Annotated in this window: 12 protein-coding genes; 6 read left to right on the forward strand and 6 right to left on the reverse strand. The window is 54.6% G+C overall.

Translation table 11 applies throughout. The features are described from left to right. Positions 1-3: 3 nt before the first annotated feature. The 3 genes from mdtC to AC07NP_RS09125 are packed head-to-tail and all read right to left on the reverse strand — an operon-like array spanning position 4 to position 7,451. Positions 4-3,081 carry a multidrug efflux RND transporter permease subunit MdtC gene (gene mdtC / locus AC07NP_RS09115; protein WP_494660239.1) on the reverse strand — a complete coding sequence of 1,026 codons (3,078 nt, stop codon included), beginning with the start codon at positions 3,079-3,081 and terminating at the stop codon, positions 4-6. Continuing rightward, positions 3,082-6,204 (reverse strand): MdtB/MuxB family multidrug efflux RND transporter permease subunit, encoded by a 3,123-nt coding sequence (locus AC07NP_RS09120; RefSeq protein WP_494660240.1) that lies wholly within the window; start codon positions 6,202-6,204, stop codon positions 3,082-3,084. Continuing rightward, positions 6,204-7,451, reverse strand: coding sequence for an MdtA/MuxA family multidrug efflux RND transporter periplasmic adaptor subunit (locus tag AC07NP_RS09125; protein ID WP_494660241.1), 1,248 nt, complete (start codon positions 7,449-7,451; stop codon positions 6,204-6,206). Before AC07NP_RS09125 ends, AC07NP_RS09120 begins: the two co-directional genes overlap by 1 nt. 277 nt (positions 7,452-7,728) lie before the next feature. On the opposite strand from AC07NP_RS09125, the gene AC07NP_RS09130 reads away from it, so the two are divergent. Further along, positions 7,729-7,788 (forward strand): type I toxin-antitoxin system Ibs family toxin, encoded by a 60-nt coding sequence (locus AC07NP_RS09130; RefSeq protein WP_203361243.1) that lies wholly within the window; start codon positions 7,729-7,731, stop codon positions 7,786-7,788. Between the two features lie 101 nt (positions 7,789-7,889). Here AC07NP_RS09130 and yegD read toward each other — a convergent pair whose 3' ends face one another. Further along, complete coding sequence (gene yegD / locus AC07NP_RS09135) at positions 7,890-9,242, reverse strand: molecular chaperone (protein WP_494660242.1); 1,353 nt, start codon at positions 9,240-9,242, stop codon at positions 7,890-7,892. Positions 9,243-9,376: 134 nt separating this feature from the next. On the opposite strand from yegD, the gene alkA reads away from it, so the two are divergent. Next, positions 9,377-10,246 carry a DNA-3-methyladenine glycosylase 2 gene (gene alkA / locus AC07NP_RS09140; RefSeq protein ID WP_494660243.1) on the forward strand — a complete coding sequence of 290 codons (870 nt, stop codon included), beginning with the start codon at positions 9,377-9,379 and terminating at the stop codon, positions 10,244-10,246. Here alkA and AC07NP_RS09145 read toward each other — a convergent pair. Continuing rightward, the gene (locus AC07NP_RS09145) at positions 10,214-13,543 is read right to left on the reverse strand and encodes a diguanylate cyclase (protein ID WP_494660244.1); all 3,330 of its coding nucleotides are present in this window, start codon (positions 13,541-13,543) and stop codon (positions 10,214-10,216) included. The genes alkA and AC07NP_RS09145 overlap by 33 nt on opposite strands. A 340-nt stretch (positions 13,544-13,883) precedes the next feature. Between AC07NP_RS09145 and udk the strand changes: the two genes are divergently transcribed. The 3 genes from udk to asmA all read left to right on the forward strand — a co-directional run bounded on the left by udk (position 13,884) and on the right by asmA (position 17,078). Next, positions 13,884-14,525: a uridine kinase gene (udk, locus tag AC07NP_RS09150; RefSeq protein ID WP_192612745.1), complete on the forward strand. Its 642-nt coding sequence runs from the start codon at positions 13,884-13,886 to the stop codon at positions 14,523-14,525. A gap of 91 nt (positions 14,526-14,616) precedes the next feature. After that, the gene (gene dcd, locus AC07NP_RS09155; protein ID WP_162379963.1) at positions 14,617-15,198 is read left to right on the forward strand and encodes a dCTP deaminase; all 582 of its coding nucleotides are present in this window, start codon (positions 14,617-14,619) and stop codon (positions 15,196-15,198) included. A gap of 26 nt (positions 15,199-15,224) precedes the next feature. Next, positions 15,225-17,078, forward strand: coding sequence for an outer membrane assembly protein AsmA (gene asmA / locus AC07NP_RS09160; protein ID WP_494660245.1), 1,854 nt, complete (start codon positions 15,225-15,227; stop codon positions 17,076-17,078). 45 nt (positions 17,079-17,123) lie between these two features. Here asmA and AC07NP_RS09165 read toward each other — a convergent pair whose 3' ends face one another. Next, on the reverse strand, positions 17,124-18,710 hold the full coding sequence (locus AC07NP_RS09165; protein ID WP_494660246.1) for a TerC family protein: 1,587 nt from the start codon (positions 18,708-18,710) through the stop codon (positions 17,124-17,126). A gap of 687 nt (positions 18,711-19,397) precedes the next feature. Between AC07NP_RS09165 and AC07NP_RS09170 the strand changes: the two genes are divergently transcribed. Beyond that, a complete protein-coding gene (locus AC07NP_RS09170) occupies positions 19,398-20,537 on the forward strand; it encodes a polysaccharide export protein (RefSeq protein ID WP_494660247.1) in 1,140 nt (379 codons plus the stop codon). Position 20,538: the final 1 nt, after the last annotated feature.

The following is a 20,538-nucleotide window of genomic DNA, read 5'->3' on the forward strand; positions in this document are numbered from 1 at the left end:
TTTCTATACCGGGACGGTTTTGCTGTTTTTACGTGAAAAACGTAGCCGCAGACGGTCAAAAAAGAGATACACCACCGGGGTGGTATAGAGCGTCAGGAGTTGGCTCATGACCAGCCCTCCGACAATGGTAATCCCCAGAGGCTGGCGTAACTCTGAGCCGTCTCCGCTTGATAACACCAGCGGCAGCGCGCCAAACAATGCTGCCAGCGTGGTCATCATGATGGGGCGAAAACGCAGTAAACAGGCCTGAAATATCGCCTGTTCCGGCGTCAGATTGCCTGTTCTCTGCGCCTCCAGCGCAAAATCGACCATCATGATGGCGTTTTTTTTCACAATGCCAATTAATAGCATGATCCCTATCAGGGCAATTAGGCTGAACGGGGCATCAAAAAGTTCCAGCGCCAGTAGCGCGCCGACGCCAGCAGAGGGGAGCGTGGAGAGGATGGTCAGCGGGTGAACATAGCTTTCGTATAACATCCCCAACACGATGTAGACCGTGGCGATCGCCGCCAGAATCAGAATCACCTGGGCGTTCATGGTGTCCTGGAACACCTGCGCGGTACCGGCAAAACTCCCGCGAACCGTGGAGGGCACCCCAAGCTGTGTCATGGCGCGGTTGATCGCGTCGGTTGCCTGGGAAAGCGATGTTCCGGTCGGCAGGTTAAAGGCGATGGTCGAGGCGGCAGATAAGCCCTGATGGTTTACCGACAACGGCGCGTTAGCGGGCTGCCATTTCGCAAAGCTCGAGAGCGGAATGGCTTTCCCGTCATTGTTAATCACGAACATTTTATCCAGCGCGCTGATGTCCTGGGTATAACGCGGATCCACTTCCATCACCACTTTGTACTGGTTCATCGGCTGATAAATGGTCGAAATCTGCCGCTGACCAAAGGCATTGTTCAGTAAACTGTTCGCCGCCTGAACGTCGATACCCAACCGTGACAGGGTGTCGCGATCGTAAATCAGATCCATCTCCGCGCCGTTGTCCTGTTGGTCGGAGTTAACATCGGCCAGTTGCGAAAGTGAGGAGAGCGATTTGCGAATTTTGGGCTCCCATTCGCGTAGCGCCGCAAGGTCATCTGACAGCAGCGTGTACTGATAGCTGGCGTTGGCCTGGCGTCCACCGACGCGGATATCCTGCACCGCCATCAGAAACAGATTGGCGCCGGGCTCTTTTGCCAGCTTTACCCGCAGCCTGTCGATGACCTGCTGAGCGGTTTCGTGCCGCTCATCGCGTGACTTCAGGGTGATAAACATCATGCCGCTGTTGACCCTCGAACCGCCGGTAAACCCGGTGACGTTATTCACCGCCGGATCGTCACGGATGATTTTCATAAAGTCTTCGAGTTTACCGCGCATCGCCTGGAACGAAATGCTCTGATCGGCCTGAATGCCGCCCATCAACACCCCGGTATCCTGTTCAGGGAAAAAAGTTTTCGGGATCGAAATATAAAGCCAGATATTCAGCGCGATGGTGCCAAGCAGGACAACGCCCACCAGACGGGTATGTTTTAACACCCATTTCAGTGAGTTGCCGTAACCTTGTTGCAATGCGACCAGCAGGCGTCCAAAACCCCGCTTGCGCGTCTGCTCGCGCGGTTTGCCGGATTTGAGCATCCAGCCGCACATCATCGGGGTTAAGGTCAGCGAGACGAGCAGTGAAATCCCTATCGCAACCGACAACGTAACGGCAAATTCGCGCAGCAGCCTGCCGGGTAATCCCCCCATCAGCAGCAACGGCAGAAATACCGCCACCAGCGAAAGACTCATCGAGAGCACCGTGAAACCGACTTCCCGCGTTCCCTGTAGCGCCGCCTGTAAGGGTTTCATTCCCGTCTCAAGGTGGCGGGATATGTTTTCCAGCACCACGATGGCGTCATCGACGACAAAACCGGTCGCAATAGTTAACGCCATCAGCGACAGGTTATTCAGGCTAAAGCCGCACAAATACATGGCGGCGAAAGTACCAATCAGTGAAACCGGTACGGCGACGGCAGGGATCAAGGTTGCACGCCCGGAACGCAGGAATAAAAACACTACCAGCACCACCAGGGCGACGGAAATGATCAGCGTCTGTTCGACCTCTTCCAGCGAGGCCCGAATCGTCGGAGAGCGATCCTGGGCGATTTGTAAATCAATGGAGGCCGGGATCAGCGTTTGCAGGTCAGGGATCTTCGCCCGAATACCGTCCACCGTCTGAATAATATTGGCTTCCGGCAGCTTGCGGATCATCAACAAGATCGCCGGTTTCGCGTTGGTCATCCCGGCATTACGCACATCCTGTACCGAGTCGGTGGCCGTGGCGACATCGCCCAGGCGTACGGCCGCGCCGTTGTTGTAATGAATGATCAGCGGCTGGTATTCCGCAGCGGTTTTCAGTTCATCATTGGTCTGTATCTGCCAGCGCTGGCGCTGATCTTCGAGCGCGCCCTGGGGTTTTCGCACATTGGCATCGCTGATGGCGGTACGCACATCGTCCAGCGAAACGCCCTGGTTAAACAGCGCCTGTGGATTCAGCCCAACGCGCACGGCGGGTAACGAACTGCCGCCGACGTCCACATCGCCCACGCCGTCGATTTGGGCGATGGTCTGGGCAAGCTGCGTTGAGGCAAAGTCATACAGCTCGCCCTGAGTCCAGGTATCCGATGTCAGCGTCAGGATCATGACCGGCGCATCAGACGGATTGGCCTTACGGTAGGTAGGGCGGCTGGGCATTCCGCTGGGGAGCAAACTTTGTGCGGCGTTGATCGCCGCCTGCACGTCACGCGCGGCACCGTTGATATCGCGGTCAAAATTAAACTCAAGAATAATGCGCGTGCTACCCAGTGAACTACTGGAGGTCATTTCAGTGATGCCGGCAATCCGCCCCAGCGCGCGTTCCAGCGGCGTGGCGACCGAAGAGGCCATTGTTTCCGGCGAAGCACCTGGCAACGAGGCGCTGATCATGATCACCGGGAAATCTACCTGCGGCAACGGCGCGACCGGCAACAGCCGGAAGCCCAGCACGCCGCAGAGCGTAATCGCGAGAGCGATCAAAATGGTGGCGACCGGACGATAAATGAAAAGGGCGAAAAATTTCATTTACGCTTCCTCTTCCCGGCGCGAAAAGTGGTTTTTCATCGACAGCGATAAGCGGTCAAACAGCAGATAAATGACTGGCGTGGTGAACAGCGTCAATACCTGGCTGACCAGCAGACCGCCGACCATGCCAATACCCAGCGGACGGCGCAATTCAGCGCCTACGCCGGTACTTAGCATCAACGGTAATGCCCCCAGTAATGCTGCCAGGGTCGTCATCAGGATCGGGCGAAAACGCAGCAAACAGGCCTGGAAGATGGCTTCCTGCGGCGCCATGCCCTGTTCGCGCTCAGCGGCAAGGGCAAAGTCGATCATCATGATGGCATTTTTCTTGACGATACCAATCAACAGAATGATGCCGATGATGGCGATAACATCCAGTTCACTGCCTGCAATCATCAAGGCCAGTAGCGCGCCGACGCCTGCCGTTGGCAACGTGGAGAGAATGGTGATGGGGTGAATAAAGCTTTCGTACAGCACGCCGAGCACGATGTACATCGCCACCACCGCCGCCACGATAAGCCAGACGGTGTTGCCGAGAGCGGCCTGGAAGGCGAGGGTGCTACCCTGGAACTGGGTCGTGATATCCGCAGGTAGATTGAGCGTTTTTTCGGTGTCCAGAATCGCCTGTACCGCATCGCCGAGCGCGTAGTCCTCCGGTACGTTAAAGGAGATAGTCGTGACCGGGAACTGATCGAGGTGGTTAATGGAAAGCGGGGCAAAACGCTGGCCGATGCTGGCGATAGCGCTGAGCGGCACTATGCCGCCATCGCGACCGGTGAGGCGCACGGAATCTAATGCCGCCAGCCCCGGCGTGTTTTCCGTGTTGTGTTCAAGGACCACGCGATACTGGTTTGCCTGGGTATAAATCGTCGAAATCAGCCGCTGGCCGAACGCGTTATACAGGGCGTTATCGACATCAGCCATGCTGATCCCCAACCGGCTGGCGCTGTCGCGATCGACATTGACATACGCCACCAGACCTTTGTCCTGCCAGTCGCTGCTCACGTCAGAAAGCTGCGGCAACTGCTGCAGTTTCTCCACCAGTTGCGGCACCCAGGTACTTAGCGCATCCAGCGATGTCGCCTGCAGCGTGAACTGATACTGCGTGCGGCTCACCTGGGTATCGATGGTGAGATCCTGCGTCGGCTGAAGATAGAGATCCACGCCCGGCACGGTGTCTACCGCTTGCTGCAGGCGCGAAATCACCTGCGAAACGCGATCGTCGCGCTCATCAAGGGGCTTCAGGTTGATTTGCAATCGGGCGCTGTTCAGTGCCGGATTAGTGCCATCCACGCCGACAAACGCGGTCAGGCTTTCGACGGCAGGGTCTTTGAGAATAAGGTCGGAGACCTGACGCTGACGCTGCGCCATGTTGGCGAACGAGCTGGATTGCGGCGCCTGCAGCGTTCCCTGAATAATGCCGTTATCCTGGATTGGAAAGAAACCTTTCGGAATAAATATCCACAGCATCACGCTCAGGAGCAGCGTGCCCAGCGCGACGCTGAGTGTCAGCCAGGGATGATTGAGCACTTTCGCCAACAGATGACCATAACCGGCGATAATGCGTTCAAACATTCTTTCCGAGGCGCGGGAGAAACGGTTTTGCTTGCGCAGTGATTCCTGACTCAGCATCCGGGCGCACATCATTGGGGTCAGCGTCAGTGACACCACGGCAGAAATCAGAATGGCAACCGCCAGCGTCACGGCAAATTCGCGAAACAGTCGTCCGACAATATCGCCCATAAACAGCAGCGGGATAAGCACCGCAATCAATGAGAATGTTAACGAGATAATGGTAAAGCCGATCTCGCCCGCCCCTTTGAGCGCGGCCGCCAGCGGTTTCTCGCCTTTTTCGATATAACGCGAAATGTTTTCAATGACCACAATGGCGTCATCCACCACAAAACCGGTGGCGATGGTGAGCGCCATCAACGTCAGGTTATTGATGGAGAAATCGAGAAATACCATCACGGCAAAGGTGCCGATCAGCGACAGCGGTACGGCGACGCCGGGAATTATCGTGGCGGGAATATTGCGCAAGAACAGGTAGATAATCATCACGACCAGCGCAATAGCCAGCATCAGTTCGAACTGGGTGTCTGTCACCGAGGCGCGAATATTGGTGGTGCGATCGGAAAGTACCGTCACCTTGACCGATTTCGGCAAACTGTCGGTCAGTTGCGGCAACATCTGGCGAATACTGTCTGCGGTAGAGATAATATTCGCGCCGGGCTGGCGCTGCACATTCATCACGATGGCTTGTTCTTTATTGGCCCAGGCACCTAGCCAACGGTTTTCTGCACCTTGTTCAACGGTGGCGACATCGCCCAGGCGAACAGGCGCGCCGTTTTGATATGCCACGATCAACTGGCGATATTCATCCACGGACTGCATCTGATCGTTGGCGGAGAGCGTGACCGCGCGCGTGGGACCGTCGAGGCTGCCTTTTGCTGAATTGACGTTCGCGCCGGTGATAGCGGTACGGATGGTTTCGCTGGTAAGACCCAACGCAGCGATGGCCTGCGCATTCAGCTTCACGCGTACTGCCGGGCGTTGTCCCCCCGAAAGCGTCACTAAGCCGACGCCGGAAACCTGCGAAATTTTTTGCGCCACCCGTGTTTCGACCATATCTTCTACCTGCGTCATCGGAAGGGCACCAGAGGTGACGGCGAGCGTCATAATGGGCGGATCAGCCGGGTTAACTTTGCTGTAAACCGGTGGGTTCGGGAGATCGTCCGGTAGCAGATTGGTGGCGGCATTAATGGCGGCCTGCACTTCCTGCTCGGCGACATCCAACGGCAGTGAAAGCTGGAACTGTAGCGTCACCACCGATGCGCCGCCTGAGCTCTGCGACGACATCTGTTTCAGACCTGACATTTGTCCAAACTGGCGCTCAAGCGGGGCGGTGACGGCGGAGGTCATCACATCGGGGCTGGCGCCAGGATAGAGCGTCACCACCTGAATCGTCGGATAGTCCACTTCGGGCAATGCGGCAACGGGCAGGAACCGATAGCCGATAATCCCGGCCAACAGAATTGCCACCATCAATAGCGTTGTGGCAACAGGGCGCAGAATAAACAGGCGGGAAGGGCCGCCCGTTCTGCCTGGTGGTAACACCTGCATCAGGAGTTCGCTCCTTTTTTGCCATATTCTCGCGTAGTGGCTTTACCGTCAGTTGGGGTTGCGGATTGCGCCTCCACCACTTCAACTTTCGCCCCTTCCGTCAGACGGTCAATACCGTCGGTGACGACACGATCACCAACGGATAATCCGGCGCTAATCACCACTTTCTGGCTGTCCTGAATACCGGGTTTCACCTGATGTTTGCTGACCCTGTTTTCGTCATTCAATACCCAGACAAAATGGCCTTCGTTACCCATTTGTACGGCGGCAGTCGGAATTACAACGGCATTGTGCTCGGTATCAACCAGCATTCGCGCATTGACGAACTGATTTGGGAACAACGTATCATCCTGATTATTAAAGCGCGCTTTGATCTTAATGGTGCCGGTAGTGGCATCAATCTGGTTGTCCAGGCTCAGCAATACCCCTTCGCTCAGCTTTTGCGCGTTGGTGCGATCCCAGGCCTCAACCGTGACGGTTTTCCCCGCTTTTTGTGCCTGTATCACCGTGGCGATATCGCTTTCCGGCAGAGTAAAAATGAGATCGATAGGGTGTGTCTGAGTGATAACGACGATCCCGGTGGTGTCGCTACTGGCGATCTGATTACCGATATCCACCTGTTTCAAACCGACGCGACCGTCAACCGGTGCGGTAATGCGGCTCCAGTCAAGCTGGAGCTGCGCGCTGGCGACGCTGGCCTCATCAGCTTTAATCGTGCCCTGGGTTTCGCTGACCAGCGCCTGCTGGGCGTCCAGCTCCTGACGAGAAACGAGATTGGTTTTCGCCAGCTGTTGAAAGCGGGCTAAATCACGGCGGGCATTCGCCAGTGTGGCGTTGTCTTTGGCTAATTGTCCCTGGGCCTGCGCTAACGCGACCCTGAACTGGCTGGGATCAATCTCCGCCAACAGATCGCCTGCTTTGACCTGTTGTCCTTCCTGAAAGTGCAGCGCCATCAGTTGACCGTCCACGCGGCTGCGCACCGTCACCGTATTGGCCGCCGTCACGGTTCCCAGCCCGGTCAGATAGCGCGGCACTGCTTGTTCTACGGCAGTCGCCGCCTGCACCGGCGCTAACGGGCCGGAGCGCATACCGCGTCGACCTTGCCCGGCGGGGTGTTGTGCATGCGCGGTTGCGCCTGGCGTTGTTCCCTGTGTTTCACCACGATTATGCCAGAACCAGACTGCGGAAATGGCCGCCGCAGCGACCACAATAGCGAGCACCCAGCGGGATTTGTTACTGCCTTTCATCGTTATAAGTTTCTCATCCTGAAACGTTTCGCGGAATGATACTAGTTTAGCCAGCGAACAAGGGAGAATAATGGAGGAATTATGAAACACTGTCTGGATTCGTCTGAATGGCGACGGGCTTTGCGAGGCGTTACGCAACAATTATCGACAAAAAGAGAGGGCGCTGGGTATTACGTTAAAGTGACGACACGGCGAAGGAGGTAAGCCACTCATTTCAGCAGGACGCTGAAACGGGAAAGCCCCTCCCGAGGAAGGGGCCTTAAATAAGGAAAGGGTTATGATGAGGTTAGTCATCATACTGGTGATACTCTTAGTCATTAGCTTCCAGGCTTACTAAGACACCAGGGGGAGGGGGAAACCTCTCCCTTACCCTCACTCCTGACGTTAAGCGTTGGCAACGATAAAGTCAATCCACACGCTATTCAGCTTGCGAGGTGATTAGCGAAAAACCACGTCCGCCCAGCGCGCCAGACCGGCGGTCACGGAACCAAAATCATCACCCCCGGCAATCGGAATTCCCGGTAGCTGTTCGGCCAGCGCTTTTTTGAGCAGCGGTGAACGCGCGCTGCCGCCGGTCAGGTAAATCACATCCGGGTTTTCCTGTGCGTTATCCAGCGCCAGTTGAACCTGTTCCAGAATTCTTGCCAGTGGCTGGTTCAGCGCTGCTTCCAGCCCCTGCTGACTGATTGCCGCCGCGAGTTCGTCACTGATGAAAGGCAGCGACGTGGTGACATGGGGCTGTTCGGAAAGAGCAATTTTGCTCTCTTCCGCACTGCGCACCAGGCGATAGCTCAGGCGTTGACGCCAGACTTTGAGCAGCAGCGCGACTTTGTCTGCGTCACGCGCGTCACGCACCAGATCGTTAAGCAAGCGACCGTTGGCGGTGCTGTAAAAATCACTTTGCGCAGGGACATCGTTTATCGCGACGGCATTCCACCACGGCAGGATTGGCAGCGCGATGCCTTTTTCTGTTTCGCCCCCCATGCCGAGCAGCGGCATCAGGTTTTTAAACGCCAGAGCGATATCAAGATCGTTACCGCCGACGCGACATCCGCTGTGTCCGAGCAGACTGGTTTCGCGGTCAGCGCGTTGATGCCACTGGGGGCCCATCAACAGCAAGGAGCAGTCCGTAGTACCGCCGCCAATGTCGACAACCAGAACCCGTTTTTCTTCTGTCAGCGTGGCTTCATAATCCAGCCCTGCAGCAACCGGTTCATACTGAAATACCACCTCCGCAAACCCCGCGCGTTTTGCCGCACGTTCCAGAATCCCTTGCGCCTGGGCATTGGCGTCGTCTCCGCCTAATCCCTGAAAGTTGATCGGGCGACCAATGACCGCCTGGCTTATCGATTCTGGTAACTGACTCTGTGCCTGAAGACGGATGTGCAGCATCATGGCGCACACCAAATCCTCGAACAGCGCAACCTGCTGCGGCTTAAGTCCGCTGGCACCTAAGAAAGATTTGGGCGATTTAACGAAGTAAACCTCTTCGGGATCGTCAATGTACTGGGCCAGAGAGGCGAGTCCAAACTGTACGCTGCCCGCGTTGACATCAATGTCTTCTTCACGGTTGTAGCGCATCGCGCGACGCAACAACGCCTGCGTTTCTGCATCCGTTGCCGGAACATCGTGATGGCGGTACAACCATTCACTCACCGCTTCGCGCGTGGGAGCGCACAGCATAGAAGGCAACAACGTGCTGTTATTTTCCATTCGGAGCAGGCGTGGTTGCCCGTCCTGCATAACGGCCACTGAACAGTTCGCCGTACCGTAATCAAAACCAATAAACACTGAAAAATCCCCATGCCAGTGAAGAAGGGGCGTGACTTTAACGAAATGTTGCCGCCCCGACAACTGGAATATGAAAGCAAGGCGTAACGTGGATAAACCGTTTATGCTGAAGATTCACCGTTCAAGGAGTCGCAATGTATACCCTGAGCTGGCAACCGCCGTATGACTGGTCCTGGATGTTGGGTTTTCTCGCCGCGCGTGCGGTTGATGGTGTGGAGACCGTGGGGGTGTCGTCCTATGTGCGAAGTCTGGCTATCGGGGAGCATCGGGGACTGCTGACCGTGGTGCCAGACCCGCAGATGCATTCGTTGCAGGTTACCCTGAGTCCTGGTTTACAGCCCGTGGCAGCGGAATGTCTGGCGAAAATCGAGCGGCTCTTCGATCTTCGCTGTGATCCGTTGCAGGTGAGCGATGCGCTTGGCGAACTGGGGGCTGCGCGCCCGGGGTTACGTCTGCCGGGCGCTGTTGATGCGTTTGAACAGGGCGTGCGGGCGATTCTGGGGCAACTGGTCAGCGTGGCGATGGCCGCTAAACTGACCGCGAAGGTGGCTCGCCGCTATGGCGAGACCCTGGAAGATGCCGAGGAATATGTCTGTTTCCCCGGTCCTGAAACGCTGGCCGCTGCGGACCCGGTTGAGCTTAAAGCCCTGGGGATGCCGCTCAAACGCGGTGAGGCGCTGATCCATCTGGCTCAGGCAACGCTCAATGGCGCATTGTCGGTCACGCCGCCCCCTGACATTGAGCTAGGCGTCAAAGCGCTGCAAACGTTTCCCGGTATTGGTCGCTGGACTGCCAATTACTTCGCGCTGCGCGGCTGGCAGGCAAAGGACATTTTTTTGCCAGACGATTATCTGATTAAACAGCGCTTTCCCGGCATGACGCCCGCGCAGATTCGGCGCTATGCCGAACGCTGGAAGCCCTGGCGCTCCTACGCGTTGTTGCATATCTGGTATACGGAAGGCTGGCAGCCGTCAGTTGATGGCGAAATAGCTGGTGCTAAGTAGCAGATCCAACGGCTGAGCGTCGGCAATGATATCGCCATAAATCAGGTCAACCCCGATGCCCGAAAGCGCATCCATGATAACCGGCGTTTGCACCGGACCGACCAGCGTTTTGATCCCCAGTCGCTGTGCATTGCCCTGGATGATTGAAACCAGCATTTCGTCCATCAAATTCCCGTGCAGTCTGGTGGCGAGTTCACTTTCAAGCAGCAGATAGTCAGCCATGTGTGGGGTCAGATGGCTGAAGAGTTCCAGATCGCGACCGACCTGGCTGAAAATCATTCGGCATCCCGCCTGGCGCAGTTTTTGAATGGCAGAAGCGGTCTCTGTGGGATGTGTGATCATGACATCGGCTGGCACCACCAGGTGCAGCAGACGTGCCGGAAGCGGGCTGAGTTCAAGGTGAGTGAGCAACTCATCGATCAGGGTCGCGCTGATTAACCCAGCGGCGGAGAGGGGGAGGGCGACGCTCAGCCCCTTGCTGGCAACCGACGGGGCCGCATGGTGGAAAAACTCATGCAATACACGGCGGTCAAGCGCATGATTGAGCGCCGGATCCACCAATCCCGCGCGGAAGGCTTGCTCTTCCACGACGTCGCCTTCACGGGTCCACAGGCGTAATGAAATCAACCAGAAACTGCATGTTTCAGGGATCCTCGGTGATGCCACCCCCCGTGCCATCATCAGCAAATGATGGTCTTTAATCATATGCCACTGCTCATCCAGCGACATCATTCCCCGTTCTTTGTGAGTCTCTTCTTGCTGAGGTTCATACACGGTGACGCGACCACGGCCATTGTTTTTGGAGGCGTAACAGGCGATGTCAGCCTGTGACATGACGTCCGTTGCCAGATAATTGCGTTCGTCAATCCGCGTTATCCCGGCGCTGGCGCCAATCCGGTGCAGGCGTCCTTCCCACATAAAGTGATAATCGTTGATAGCGTTAATCATTCGCGTTGCGATGAAACGGGCGCTTTCGATATTACAGTCTGGCAGTAACAACCCAAACTCGTCTCCGCCCAGCCGCGCCAGCACGTCGCTGGAGCGGATCATACTGAGCATAAGCGCTGAGATCTCGCGCAACAGCGCGTCACCGGCGGCATGGCCTGCGCTGTCGTTGACAGCTTTGAAACGGTCAAGGTCAATAAAGATTAGGGCATGGCGTTGGTGGGCGTCGTGAACGGTTTGCAGCAAACGCTTCAGGTGGTTTTCGAAACTGACCCGGTTAGCCAGGTGGGTCAGGGCGTCATGGGATGCGCTGTAACTGAGCTGGCGCAGCATTTTACGCGATTCAGTGACGTCCTGGATAACCAATACTGACCCAATATTGCCCCCGTCCAGCGTACTGAGCGGGGTAATGCTGTAATGGATATCGTAGTTGCCGCCAGTACGGCAATGCAGTACCACATCCTGCTCAATCGCGGAGCGGGACATGTCCGCGCTGTAGATATTTTCCATTAACGGACCGTTGTCGCCAAAGGTAATGCGCAGCACGGTCAGTAGCGGTACCCCCATTGCGTCTTTTTGCTGCCAGCCACTCATCTTTTCCGCCACCGGGTTCATAAAGGTGACGTTCATGTCGACATCAATACAGACCACGGCTTCCCCGATGGAGTCCAGCGTAATGTGCAGACGCTCTTTCTCCTGGTATAGCGCTTCGTTCAACTGCTTCACTTCGGTCATGTCCATATTGATGCCGAGTAAGCGTTCCACTTCGCCGTCTTTATTTAATACCCGGTTTGCCAGCGAGCGGATATGGCGGATGCCGCCTTTTACCGCAATACGAAACTCCAGTTTGAAGGGGCGGCGGGCGGTAAGTGCGTCCCGGATCACTCGTTCTGCGTGATCGCGATCTTCTGGCAACACACAGTCATACCAGACTTGCCACGAGGGTTTGATATTCGGCGGGAGCTCGTAGAGATCGAACATGCGCTTATCCCAACTGAACACGTCAGGCTCCAGTTCCCACTCCCAGATGCCAATGCCGCCGGCTTCATTTGCCAGCGTGATCCGCTCCATCAGGCGTTTATTTACCCATTCGGTTTGCTTCAGGTCGTTGATATCTTCAATCTGCGCAATAAAGTAGAGCGGAGTGGCATCGCTATGGCGCACCAGCGAGACGGTCAGCAGCGCCCAGACGACTTCTCCGTCCCGGGTGTAGTAGCGTTTTTCCATCGAGTAACTGTTGATATTGCCGCTAATCAGCATATTGAGCTGTTCAAGATCGTTATTGAGATCTTCCGGCCAGGTCAGTTGCTGGAACGTGAGCGCGCGTAGCTCATCCTGGCTATAGCCAAGAAACTGGCACAACGCCTTGTTCGCTTGCAGCCACTGGCCTTCGGTACCGACCAGCGCCATGCCGATGGCGGAGTATTCCATGGCGTTGCGAAAGCGCGCCTCGCTTTCAGAAATGTGTTTACGCTCAGTCCGAAACGCATACATCACCATGGTCATCACGTTGGCGGGCAGCAGAATCATTAAAAACGGCAGCCAGGGGACGTTCGCCATGATGTGGGTTTTGGGCGTTGAGAGCAGCGAGGGGTCGACAGCCATCATTAATGACACCATCATCACGGTCGCGAGGAAGATTAAAAAGGCTTCCACTCGTGGCAGACGTACCGCGCTCCACATCAGTAACACGATGACGCTGGTAAACGGCCACGGCAGATATTGCATTGAGAGCCAACTCAGCACCAGCGTGACGGCCAGCGTCAGCAGCGTCTCAAGCAATAAACGCGGGTCACGGTGGCGCAACAAATAATGCGGTTTAAACAGCAACCCCAGGGGAACCAGCGCCAGCGCGCCGATAGATTCAGAAAGAACCCAAATAAGAAAGGCTTTTAACTGCGTGCCTTCAGGCACCAGCAGCCAGATAAGGAGTCCGCCCATCAGAGGCGGAACCACCGCGCTGCCAATCGCCAGACGGATCCAGTCGCTCAAATTTTGTAATGGGTTATACCAGGGCAGGAGTTTACGCAGCAATAGTGCGCCGATGACGGCTTCGAAAATATTAATGGCGGTATAGGTAAAGTTCAGCGAGGTGTCAGGGAAAAGCAGTAACGCCGCGCCGAGACTGCCCAGCGAGCAGAAGAGCGCAATACCTGGCCACATGCGACCCGCGTGACGGTAAAACGCCACCATCATAATGGAGGTCGGGAACCACAAAGGCGCCAGCTGTGTACCAAAACGCGATAATTCGAGCGAAAACAGCGTAAAGATAAAGGCCACCAGGCTTAAACTGACAAGACGCAGTAAAGGGTGGGGGAGGGTAACTAAAACATGTTGGAATTGTTTACTCATTACCGCGTTATCCGAATAGCCCGTACCGTCACGGAACACCCGGACGCGTCAGTTTTTATCTGTGGTTATGCTAGTACAAACAATTTACAATTTATACGCCAACTGCTCATAAAATGACACGATTAGGTTAATAATTCCTTACGATTGGAAATAAGCTTCCTGCCTGCTTCAAAGTTGACCATTTTAATTTGCGAAAGGGAAATATTGGGGCGTAATTTAGCAGGCGCTGCGCCATCTGCTATCTCGACTGGTATCGCGCGCCTGAAATCCCTATAATTGCCGCGTTTGGCGTTTCTACGCCGCCCTCCCTAACATCCAGGTTAATCAGGTCGCTAAATTTATGACTGATCAGTCTCATCAGTGCGTCATTATCGGTATCGCTGGCGCGTCCGCTTCCGGCAAAAGTCTTATTGCCAGTACCCTTTATCGTGAGTTGCGTGAACAAGTCGGTGATGCACATATTGGCGTTATTCCCGAAGACAGCTATTACAAAGATCAAAGCCATCTGTCGATGGAAGAGCGCGTAAAAACCAACTATGACCATCCTAATGCGATGGATCACAGCTTGCTGTTTCAACATCTGCAAACGCTCAAACGCGGCACTGCGATTGAACTGCCGGTGTATAGCTATGTTGAACATACCCGTATGAAAGAAACGGTTCGTGTGGAACCGAAAAAAGTCATCATCCTGGAAGGCATTTTGCTGCTGACGGATGCGCGGTTACGTGAAGAGATGAACTTCTCTATTTTTGTTGATACCCCGCTGGATATCTGCCTGATGCGTCGCATCAAACGCGACGTCAATGAGCGTGGCCGTTCTATGGATTCGGTCATGGCGCAGTATCAGAAAACCGTCCGTCCGATGTTCCTGCAGTTTATCGAACCCTCTAAACAGTATGCGGATATTATCGTGCCGCGCGGCGGTAAGAACCGCATCGCTATCGATATTCTGAAAGCGAAAATCAGTCAGTTCTTTGAATAAGTTCAGCGAATTGTGTACCGTTCAGTGATAACCTGGTTCGCCCTTGACGCACCATGCGTCAAGGGATTGATGCTCAAAAGGAGAAAGTACCATGCGTTTGTGTGACCGAGATATTGAAGCCTGGCTGGATGAAGGCCGTTTGTCGATCAACCCGCGTCCTCCTGTCGAGCGCATCAACGGCGCGACAGTCGATGTGCGCCTGGGCAATAAGTTTCGCACCTTCAGTGGCCACACGGCCGCATTTATCGACCTGAGTGGTCCTAAAGCGGAAGTGAGCGCCGCGCTGGATCGCGTGATGAGCGATGAAATCGTGCTGGATGAAGGCGAGGCCTTTTTCCTGCATCCTGGCGAACTGGCGCTGGCTGTGACCTATGAATCTGTTACGCTGCCGCCGGATCTGGTGGGATGGCTGGACGGTCGTTCTTCGCTGGCGCGTCTGGGGTTGATGGTGCACGTGACTGCGCACCGTATCGATCCCGGCTGGTCGGGGTGTATTGTGCTGGAGTTCTACAATTCCGGGAAATTACCGCTGGCGCTGCGCCCTGGCATGTTGATTGGCGCGCTGAGCTTCGAGCCGCTTTCCGGCCCCGCAGCGCGTCCTTACAATCGTCGTGAAGATGCGAAGTATCGCGATCAACAAGGCGCGGTTGCCAGTCGGATTGATAAAGACTAAGCCTTTTCCGATCCATTGAGGATAGCATGAGACGATTTCTGACGACGCTGATGATCTTACTGGTCGTGCTGGTGGCCGGTTTTTCTGCGTTAGTTATGTTGGTCAATCCAAATGATTTCCGCGCATATATGGTGCAGCAGGTTGCTGCGCGTAGCGGATATCAACTCGAACTGGATGGGTCACTGCGTTGGCATGTCTGGCCACAGCTTAGCATCCTCTCCGGGCGGATGACCTTGACGGCGCAAGGTGCAAGTGAGCCGTTAATTCGCGCAGACAACATGCGTCTTGACGTCTCCTTGTGGCCGCTTCTGAGTCATCAACTCAAGGTTGAGCAGGTGATGCTGAAAGGGGCGGTGATCCAACTGACCCCGCAATCGGAAGCGAAGCTCGGTAAAGATGCCCCGGTTGCGCCAAAAGACAATACATTACCGGATATCGCCGAAGATCGCGGCTGGTCGTTTGATATCGCCAGTCTACGCGTGGCAGACAGCGTGCTGGTTTTCCAGCATGAGAACGATGAGCAGGTCACGGTTCGCGATATCCACCTGCAAATGGAGCAGGATACCCAACATCGCGGTTCGTTCGAGTTTTCCGGACGCGTCAACCGTGACCAGCGCGATCTCAATCTTGCCCTGAATGGTACGGTTGATGCTTCTGATTACCCGCATAATCTGGAGGCCTCGATTCAACAGTTCACCTGGCAATTGCAGGGGGCCGATCTACCTAAACAAGGGATTCAGGGACAAGGACAATTACAGGCACAGTGGCAGGAAGAAGACAAAAAACTCTCTTTTAGCCAGCTTAATTTAACGGCCAATGACAGCACGCTCACCGGAAAAACAGAGATAACGCTCAATGATAAACCGGAATGGGTGATTGACCTCCAGTTTGGCAAGCTCAATCTTGATAATCTTCTCCCACGCACTGAAGAGGCGCCAGGCGCAAACGGTATTGCGCAGCAGGGGCAGAGCCAGCCAACGCTCGCGAGACCGGTGATCTCATCGCGGATTGATGAACCGGCTTACAGCGGCTTGCACAGTTTTTCTGCGGATATCTCGTTGCAGGCTGCCGATGTTCGTTGGCGGGGGATGGAATTTACCGATGTTGCCGCCAAAATGTCGAATCAGTCAGGGCTGCTGAATATCGATCAGCTAGAGGGGAAACTTGATGGCGGTCTGGTTTCGCTGCCGGGTGAACTGGATGCTAGGGCGCAGGAGCCGCAGGCGGTATTTCATCCCCGTCTTGAGAATGTTGAGATTGGTACCATTCTTAAAGCCTTTAATTACCCCATCTCTCTGACCGGGAAGATGTCGCTGACCGGGGAATTCTCTGGCGCGGATATTGATGCGTGGGCGTTTCGCCATAGCTGGCAGGGTCAGGCGCGTGTTGAAATGAACGACACGCAGATGGAAGGGATGAACTTCCAACAGCTGGTGCAACAGGCTGTGGAACGTAGCGGCGGCGATGTGCAATCACAACAAAGCTTCGATAACGCCACGCGTCTGGATCACTTTGAGAGCGATGTCACGCTCAGCAAAGGCGAGCTGACGCTCAACGATATGCAGGGGCAATCCTCGCTGCTGGCGCTTTCCGGTAAAGGGACGTTGGATCTTATCGATCAGACCTGTGACACCGAGTTTAATATTCAGGTACTCGACGGCTGGACAGGGGACAGTAAGCTGGTCACTTTCCTGCAAGAGACGCCGGTTCCGCTCAGGGTTTACGGGAGCTGGGATTCACTGAATTACACCCTAAAAGTAGACCAGGTCTTGCGTAAACATATGCAGGATGAAGCGAAACGTCGTCTCAACAACTGGGCAGATCGCAATAAAGATAGCCGCAACGGTAAAGACGTGAAGCAGTTGCTTGATAAGATGTAAGCATTAACCGGATGGCCACCCATTTTGCGGGCCATCCGGTTACCATCACACCTCGTAGTCCAGATCTTCCTCATCATGACGCAGCGGAATCAACTGCACCTTTTGCACCCGGTGGCTTTCGACCTCTAGCGTTTTTAACAGATAATCGCCGATCTGAACTTCTTCACCGGGTTTCGGTACCCGCTGTAGATATTCCATCAGTAGCCCGGCGATAGTGTGGTATTCACGTTTCTCGTCCAGCGGCAACGGGACATATTGCACAAGGTCTTCCAGCGGCATATGGCCATTGGCGGTCCAGGAGCCATCCGGGTTCTTCTGAATGTCGTGACGGGCGTCGATCTCCTCGATTTCGTTGGGCAGGTTCCCGGCAATCGTCTCCATCACATCACTGAGCGTGACAATCCCTTCAACAGAACCAAACTCATCCACCACAAAGGCAAAGTGGGTGCGGGCGTTACGGAACTGCTCCAGGGCGGGAAGCAACGGCAGCGTTTCCGGGAACACCAGCGGCTGGCGGATCAGCGCCCGCAGGTCGAGCGGCTCGCCGCGCAGCGATTGTTGCAACAGGTCGATGACGTGCACCACGCCAAGCAAATCTTCTTGCTCATTTTCTGCGGTGACCACCAGACGGGTATGCTGATTTTTCTCCAGCAAGGCACGCACATCTGCTTCGGGAGCGCTGAGATCGATATGTTCAATATCGTGGCGCGAGGTCATGATACTGCTAACCGTACGTTGATTCAGATTCAGCACCCGCTCAATCATCCGTCGTTCTTGCGGATTGAAGATCTGGCGATTGTCGTGATCCGCCAGCATTGAGGCGGTTTGTGCATCCAGTTCTGCATCTTCTTTTTGCCCGCTCAACAGGCGCATGACCGCTTCTGTGGTGCGCTGGCGCAAGGTATGGTTCGCGGACAGAAAGCGACGACGATTAAATATAGCCAGTTGGTTAAGGGCTTCAATCATCACTGAGAACCCGATGGCGGCGTACAGATACCCTTTCGGAATGTGGAACCCAAACCCGTCAGCCACAAGGCTGAACCCGATCATCAGCAAGAAGCTAAGACACAGAATAACGATAGTCGGGTGGCTGTTAACAAAGCGCGTCAGGGACTTGCTGGCAAGCAGCATCAGGCTAATGGCGATAATCACGGCTGCCATCATAACGGCAAGGTGATCGACCATCCCCACGGCGGTAATGACCGAATCGAGCGAGAAGATGGCGTCCAGTACCACAATTTGCGTCACTACCCCCCAGAACTTCGCCCCCTTCCGCTGAGTGGGATTATCGCTGTCTTTCCCTTCCAGCCTCTCGTTCAGCTCCATGGTGGCTTTAAACAGTAAGAAGAAGCCACCAAACAGCATAATCAGGTCACGCGCGCTGAAGCTAAGCTCATGTATGCTGAAAAGAGGGGTGGTCAATGTGACCAGCCATGAGATTGACGCCAGCAGCAGCAGGCGCATGGTCATTGCTAACAACAGCCCGATGATACGCGCGCGGTCACGCTGCGCAGGAGGCAGTTTTTCTGCGAGGATAGCAATAAAGACGAGGTTATCAATGCCGAGGACTAACTCAATCACAATAAGCGTGACAAGTCCGGCCCAGATTGACGGATCGGCAATCCATTCCATAGTAAAAGTAATACCCCTGGTTATATGACAATTGTCACAATTCGATCATGGATAAAGCTGGGCCAAATTGCAATGCCGTAACGCGATTTCTCTTCCTTTTATATCAACGGGCGGCAGCGGAAAATTGACGTCAAAATAACCACACTATTTTTACAGGGAAAGCATAGAGTACAGAATTATATTTAGGATATATCGCAGATGGTTGGTTGAAATGAATATTGTCAACATCAATAAAATCCTAAAATTATAAATAAACAGGTCTTAATATTAATCTTAAAAAGAGTGAAGTACGGACTTGTTACCTTGCCTGCTATTACGTTAGCTGCAACAATTCTGGCAGCATTACCACCAGGCAATAAAAATATTCTTCCGCGACGAAGCAGATACGGTCTGCGCTTTATTATTTTCTGCAATGTTGCTCCGTTGGCAAGAATATGAAAATAGAGAGGGTTGCAAAAACATAAGTGAATCAGTGTATTGGTAGCTAGAAAGCCAAGGGCGGTAGCGTGCCTGGCTGCCTGAAGATGAGCCTCAATTATTCTGTCAATAGCCTGTGGACGAAAGCCGATATTTTAGGACTGATGCCAGTTAAATTCCTGGTCAATTAACTGCAAGGTAAATATGAACAGGTGAAGTCGCTATTTAAATTGCACAGGATAATTACTCTACCAAAGTGATAAATAATCAATGATGAAATCCAAAATGAAATTGATGCCATTATTGGTGTCGGTAGCCCTGATCAGTGGGTGCACAGTACTTCCGGGCAGCAATATGTCTACGATGGGAAAAGATGTCATCAAACAACAGGGCGCTGATTTTGATCTCGACCGAATGGTGAATGTCTATCCGTTAACCCCACGTTTGGTTGAACAATTACGCCCGCGACCCAACGTGGCGCAGCCCAATATGTCGCTAGACCAGGAGATCGCCAGCTACCAGTACCGGGTCGGTGCAGGCGACGTGCTGAATGTGACCGTCTGGGACCACCCGGAACTGACCACGCCAGCGGGGCAATATCGCAGCTCCAGCGACGCCGGTAACTGGGTACAACCCGATGGCACCATGTTTTATCCCTACATTGGCAAAGTCAGCGTGGTCGGAAAAACGCTGGGTGAAATCCGTAGTGATATTACCGGGCGCTTAGCGAAGTACATTGCTGACCCGCAGGTGGACGTTAATATCGCCGCTTTCCGCTCGCAGAAGGCCTATGTCTCCGGGCAGGTGAATAAATCGGGCCAGCAGGCGATCACCAACGTTCCTCTGACCGTCCTCGACGCCATCAATGCCGCAGGCGGTCTGACGGACGCCGCCGACTGGCGCAATGTGGTGCTGACCCATAAAGGGCAGGAGCAGCGCATTTCTCTGCAGGCGCTGATGCAAAACGGCGATCTCAGTCAAAACCGACTGCTGTACCCCGGGGACATTCTGTTTGTGCCGCGCAATGACGATCTGAAAGTCTTCGTAATGGGCGAAGTGAAGAAACAGAGCACCCTCAAAATGGACTTCAGCGGTATGACGCTGACCGAAGCGCTGGGTACGGCGGAAGGCATCGACCTGACGACCTCCAACGCCAGCGGCATCTTTGTGATCCGTCCGCTGAAAGGCGAGGGCGGGCGTAACGGCAAGATTGCCAATATCTATCAGCTTGATATGTCCGATGCCACCTCTCTGGTGATGGCGACGGAATTCCGTCTGCAACCTTACGACGTGGTGTATGTCACGACCGCGCCGGTGGCTCGCTGGAACCGTCTGATCAATCAGTTGCTGCCGACCATTAGCGGTGTCCGTTACATGACGGATACGGCCAGCGACATTCACACCTGGTAAT

The sequence above is a fragment of the Citrobacter sp. GW821-FHT07H02 genome (genome assembly GCF_059418505.1).

Excerpts from the sequence above, each read along its gene's own strand:
- mdtC (WP_494660239.1), bottom strand. The coding sequence starts at position 3,081 with ATGAAATTTTTCGCCCTTTTCATTTATCGTCCGGTCGCCACCATTTTG.
- AC07NP_RS09120 (WP_494660240.1), bottom strand. The coding sequence starts at position 6,204 with ATGCAGGTGTTACCACCAGGCAGAACGGGCGGCCCTTCCCGCCTGTTT.
- AC07NP_RS09125 (WP_494660241.1), bottom strand. The coding sequence starts at position 7,451 with ATGAAAGGCAGTAACAAATCCCGCTGGGTGCTCGCTATTGTGGTCGCT.
- alkA (WP_494660243.1), top strand. The coding sequence starts at position 9,377 with ATGTATACCCTGAGCTGGCAACCGCCGTATGACTGGTCCTGGATGTTG.
- AC07NP_RS09145 (WP_494660244.1), bottom strand. The coding sequence starts at position 13,543 with ATGAGTAAACAATTCCAACATGTTTTAGTTACCCTCCCCCACCCTTTA.
- udk (WP_192612745.1), top strand. The coding sequence starts at position 13,884 with ATGACTGATCAGTCTCATCAGTGCGTCATTATCGGTATCGCTGGCGCG.
- dcd (WP_162379963.1), top strand. The coding sequence starts at position 14,617 with ATGCGTTTGTGTGACCGAGATATTGAAGCCTGGCTGGATGAAGGCCGT.
- asmA (WP_494660245.1), top strand. The coding sequence starts at position 15,225 with ATGAGACGATTTCTGACGACGCTGATGATCTTACTGGTCGTGCTGGTG.
- AC07NP_RS09165 (WP_494660246.1), bottom strand. The coding sequence starts at position 18,710 with ATGGAATGGATTGCCGATCCGTCAATCTGGGCCGGACTTGTCACGCTT.
- AC07NP_RS09170 (WP_494660247.1), top strand. The coding sequence starts at position 19,398 with ATGATGAAATCCAAAATGAAATTGATGCCATTATTGGTGTCGGTAGCC.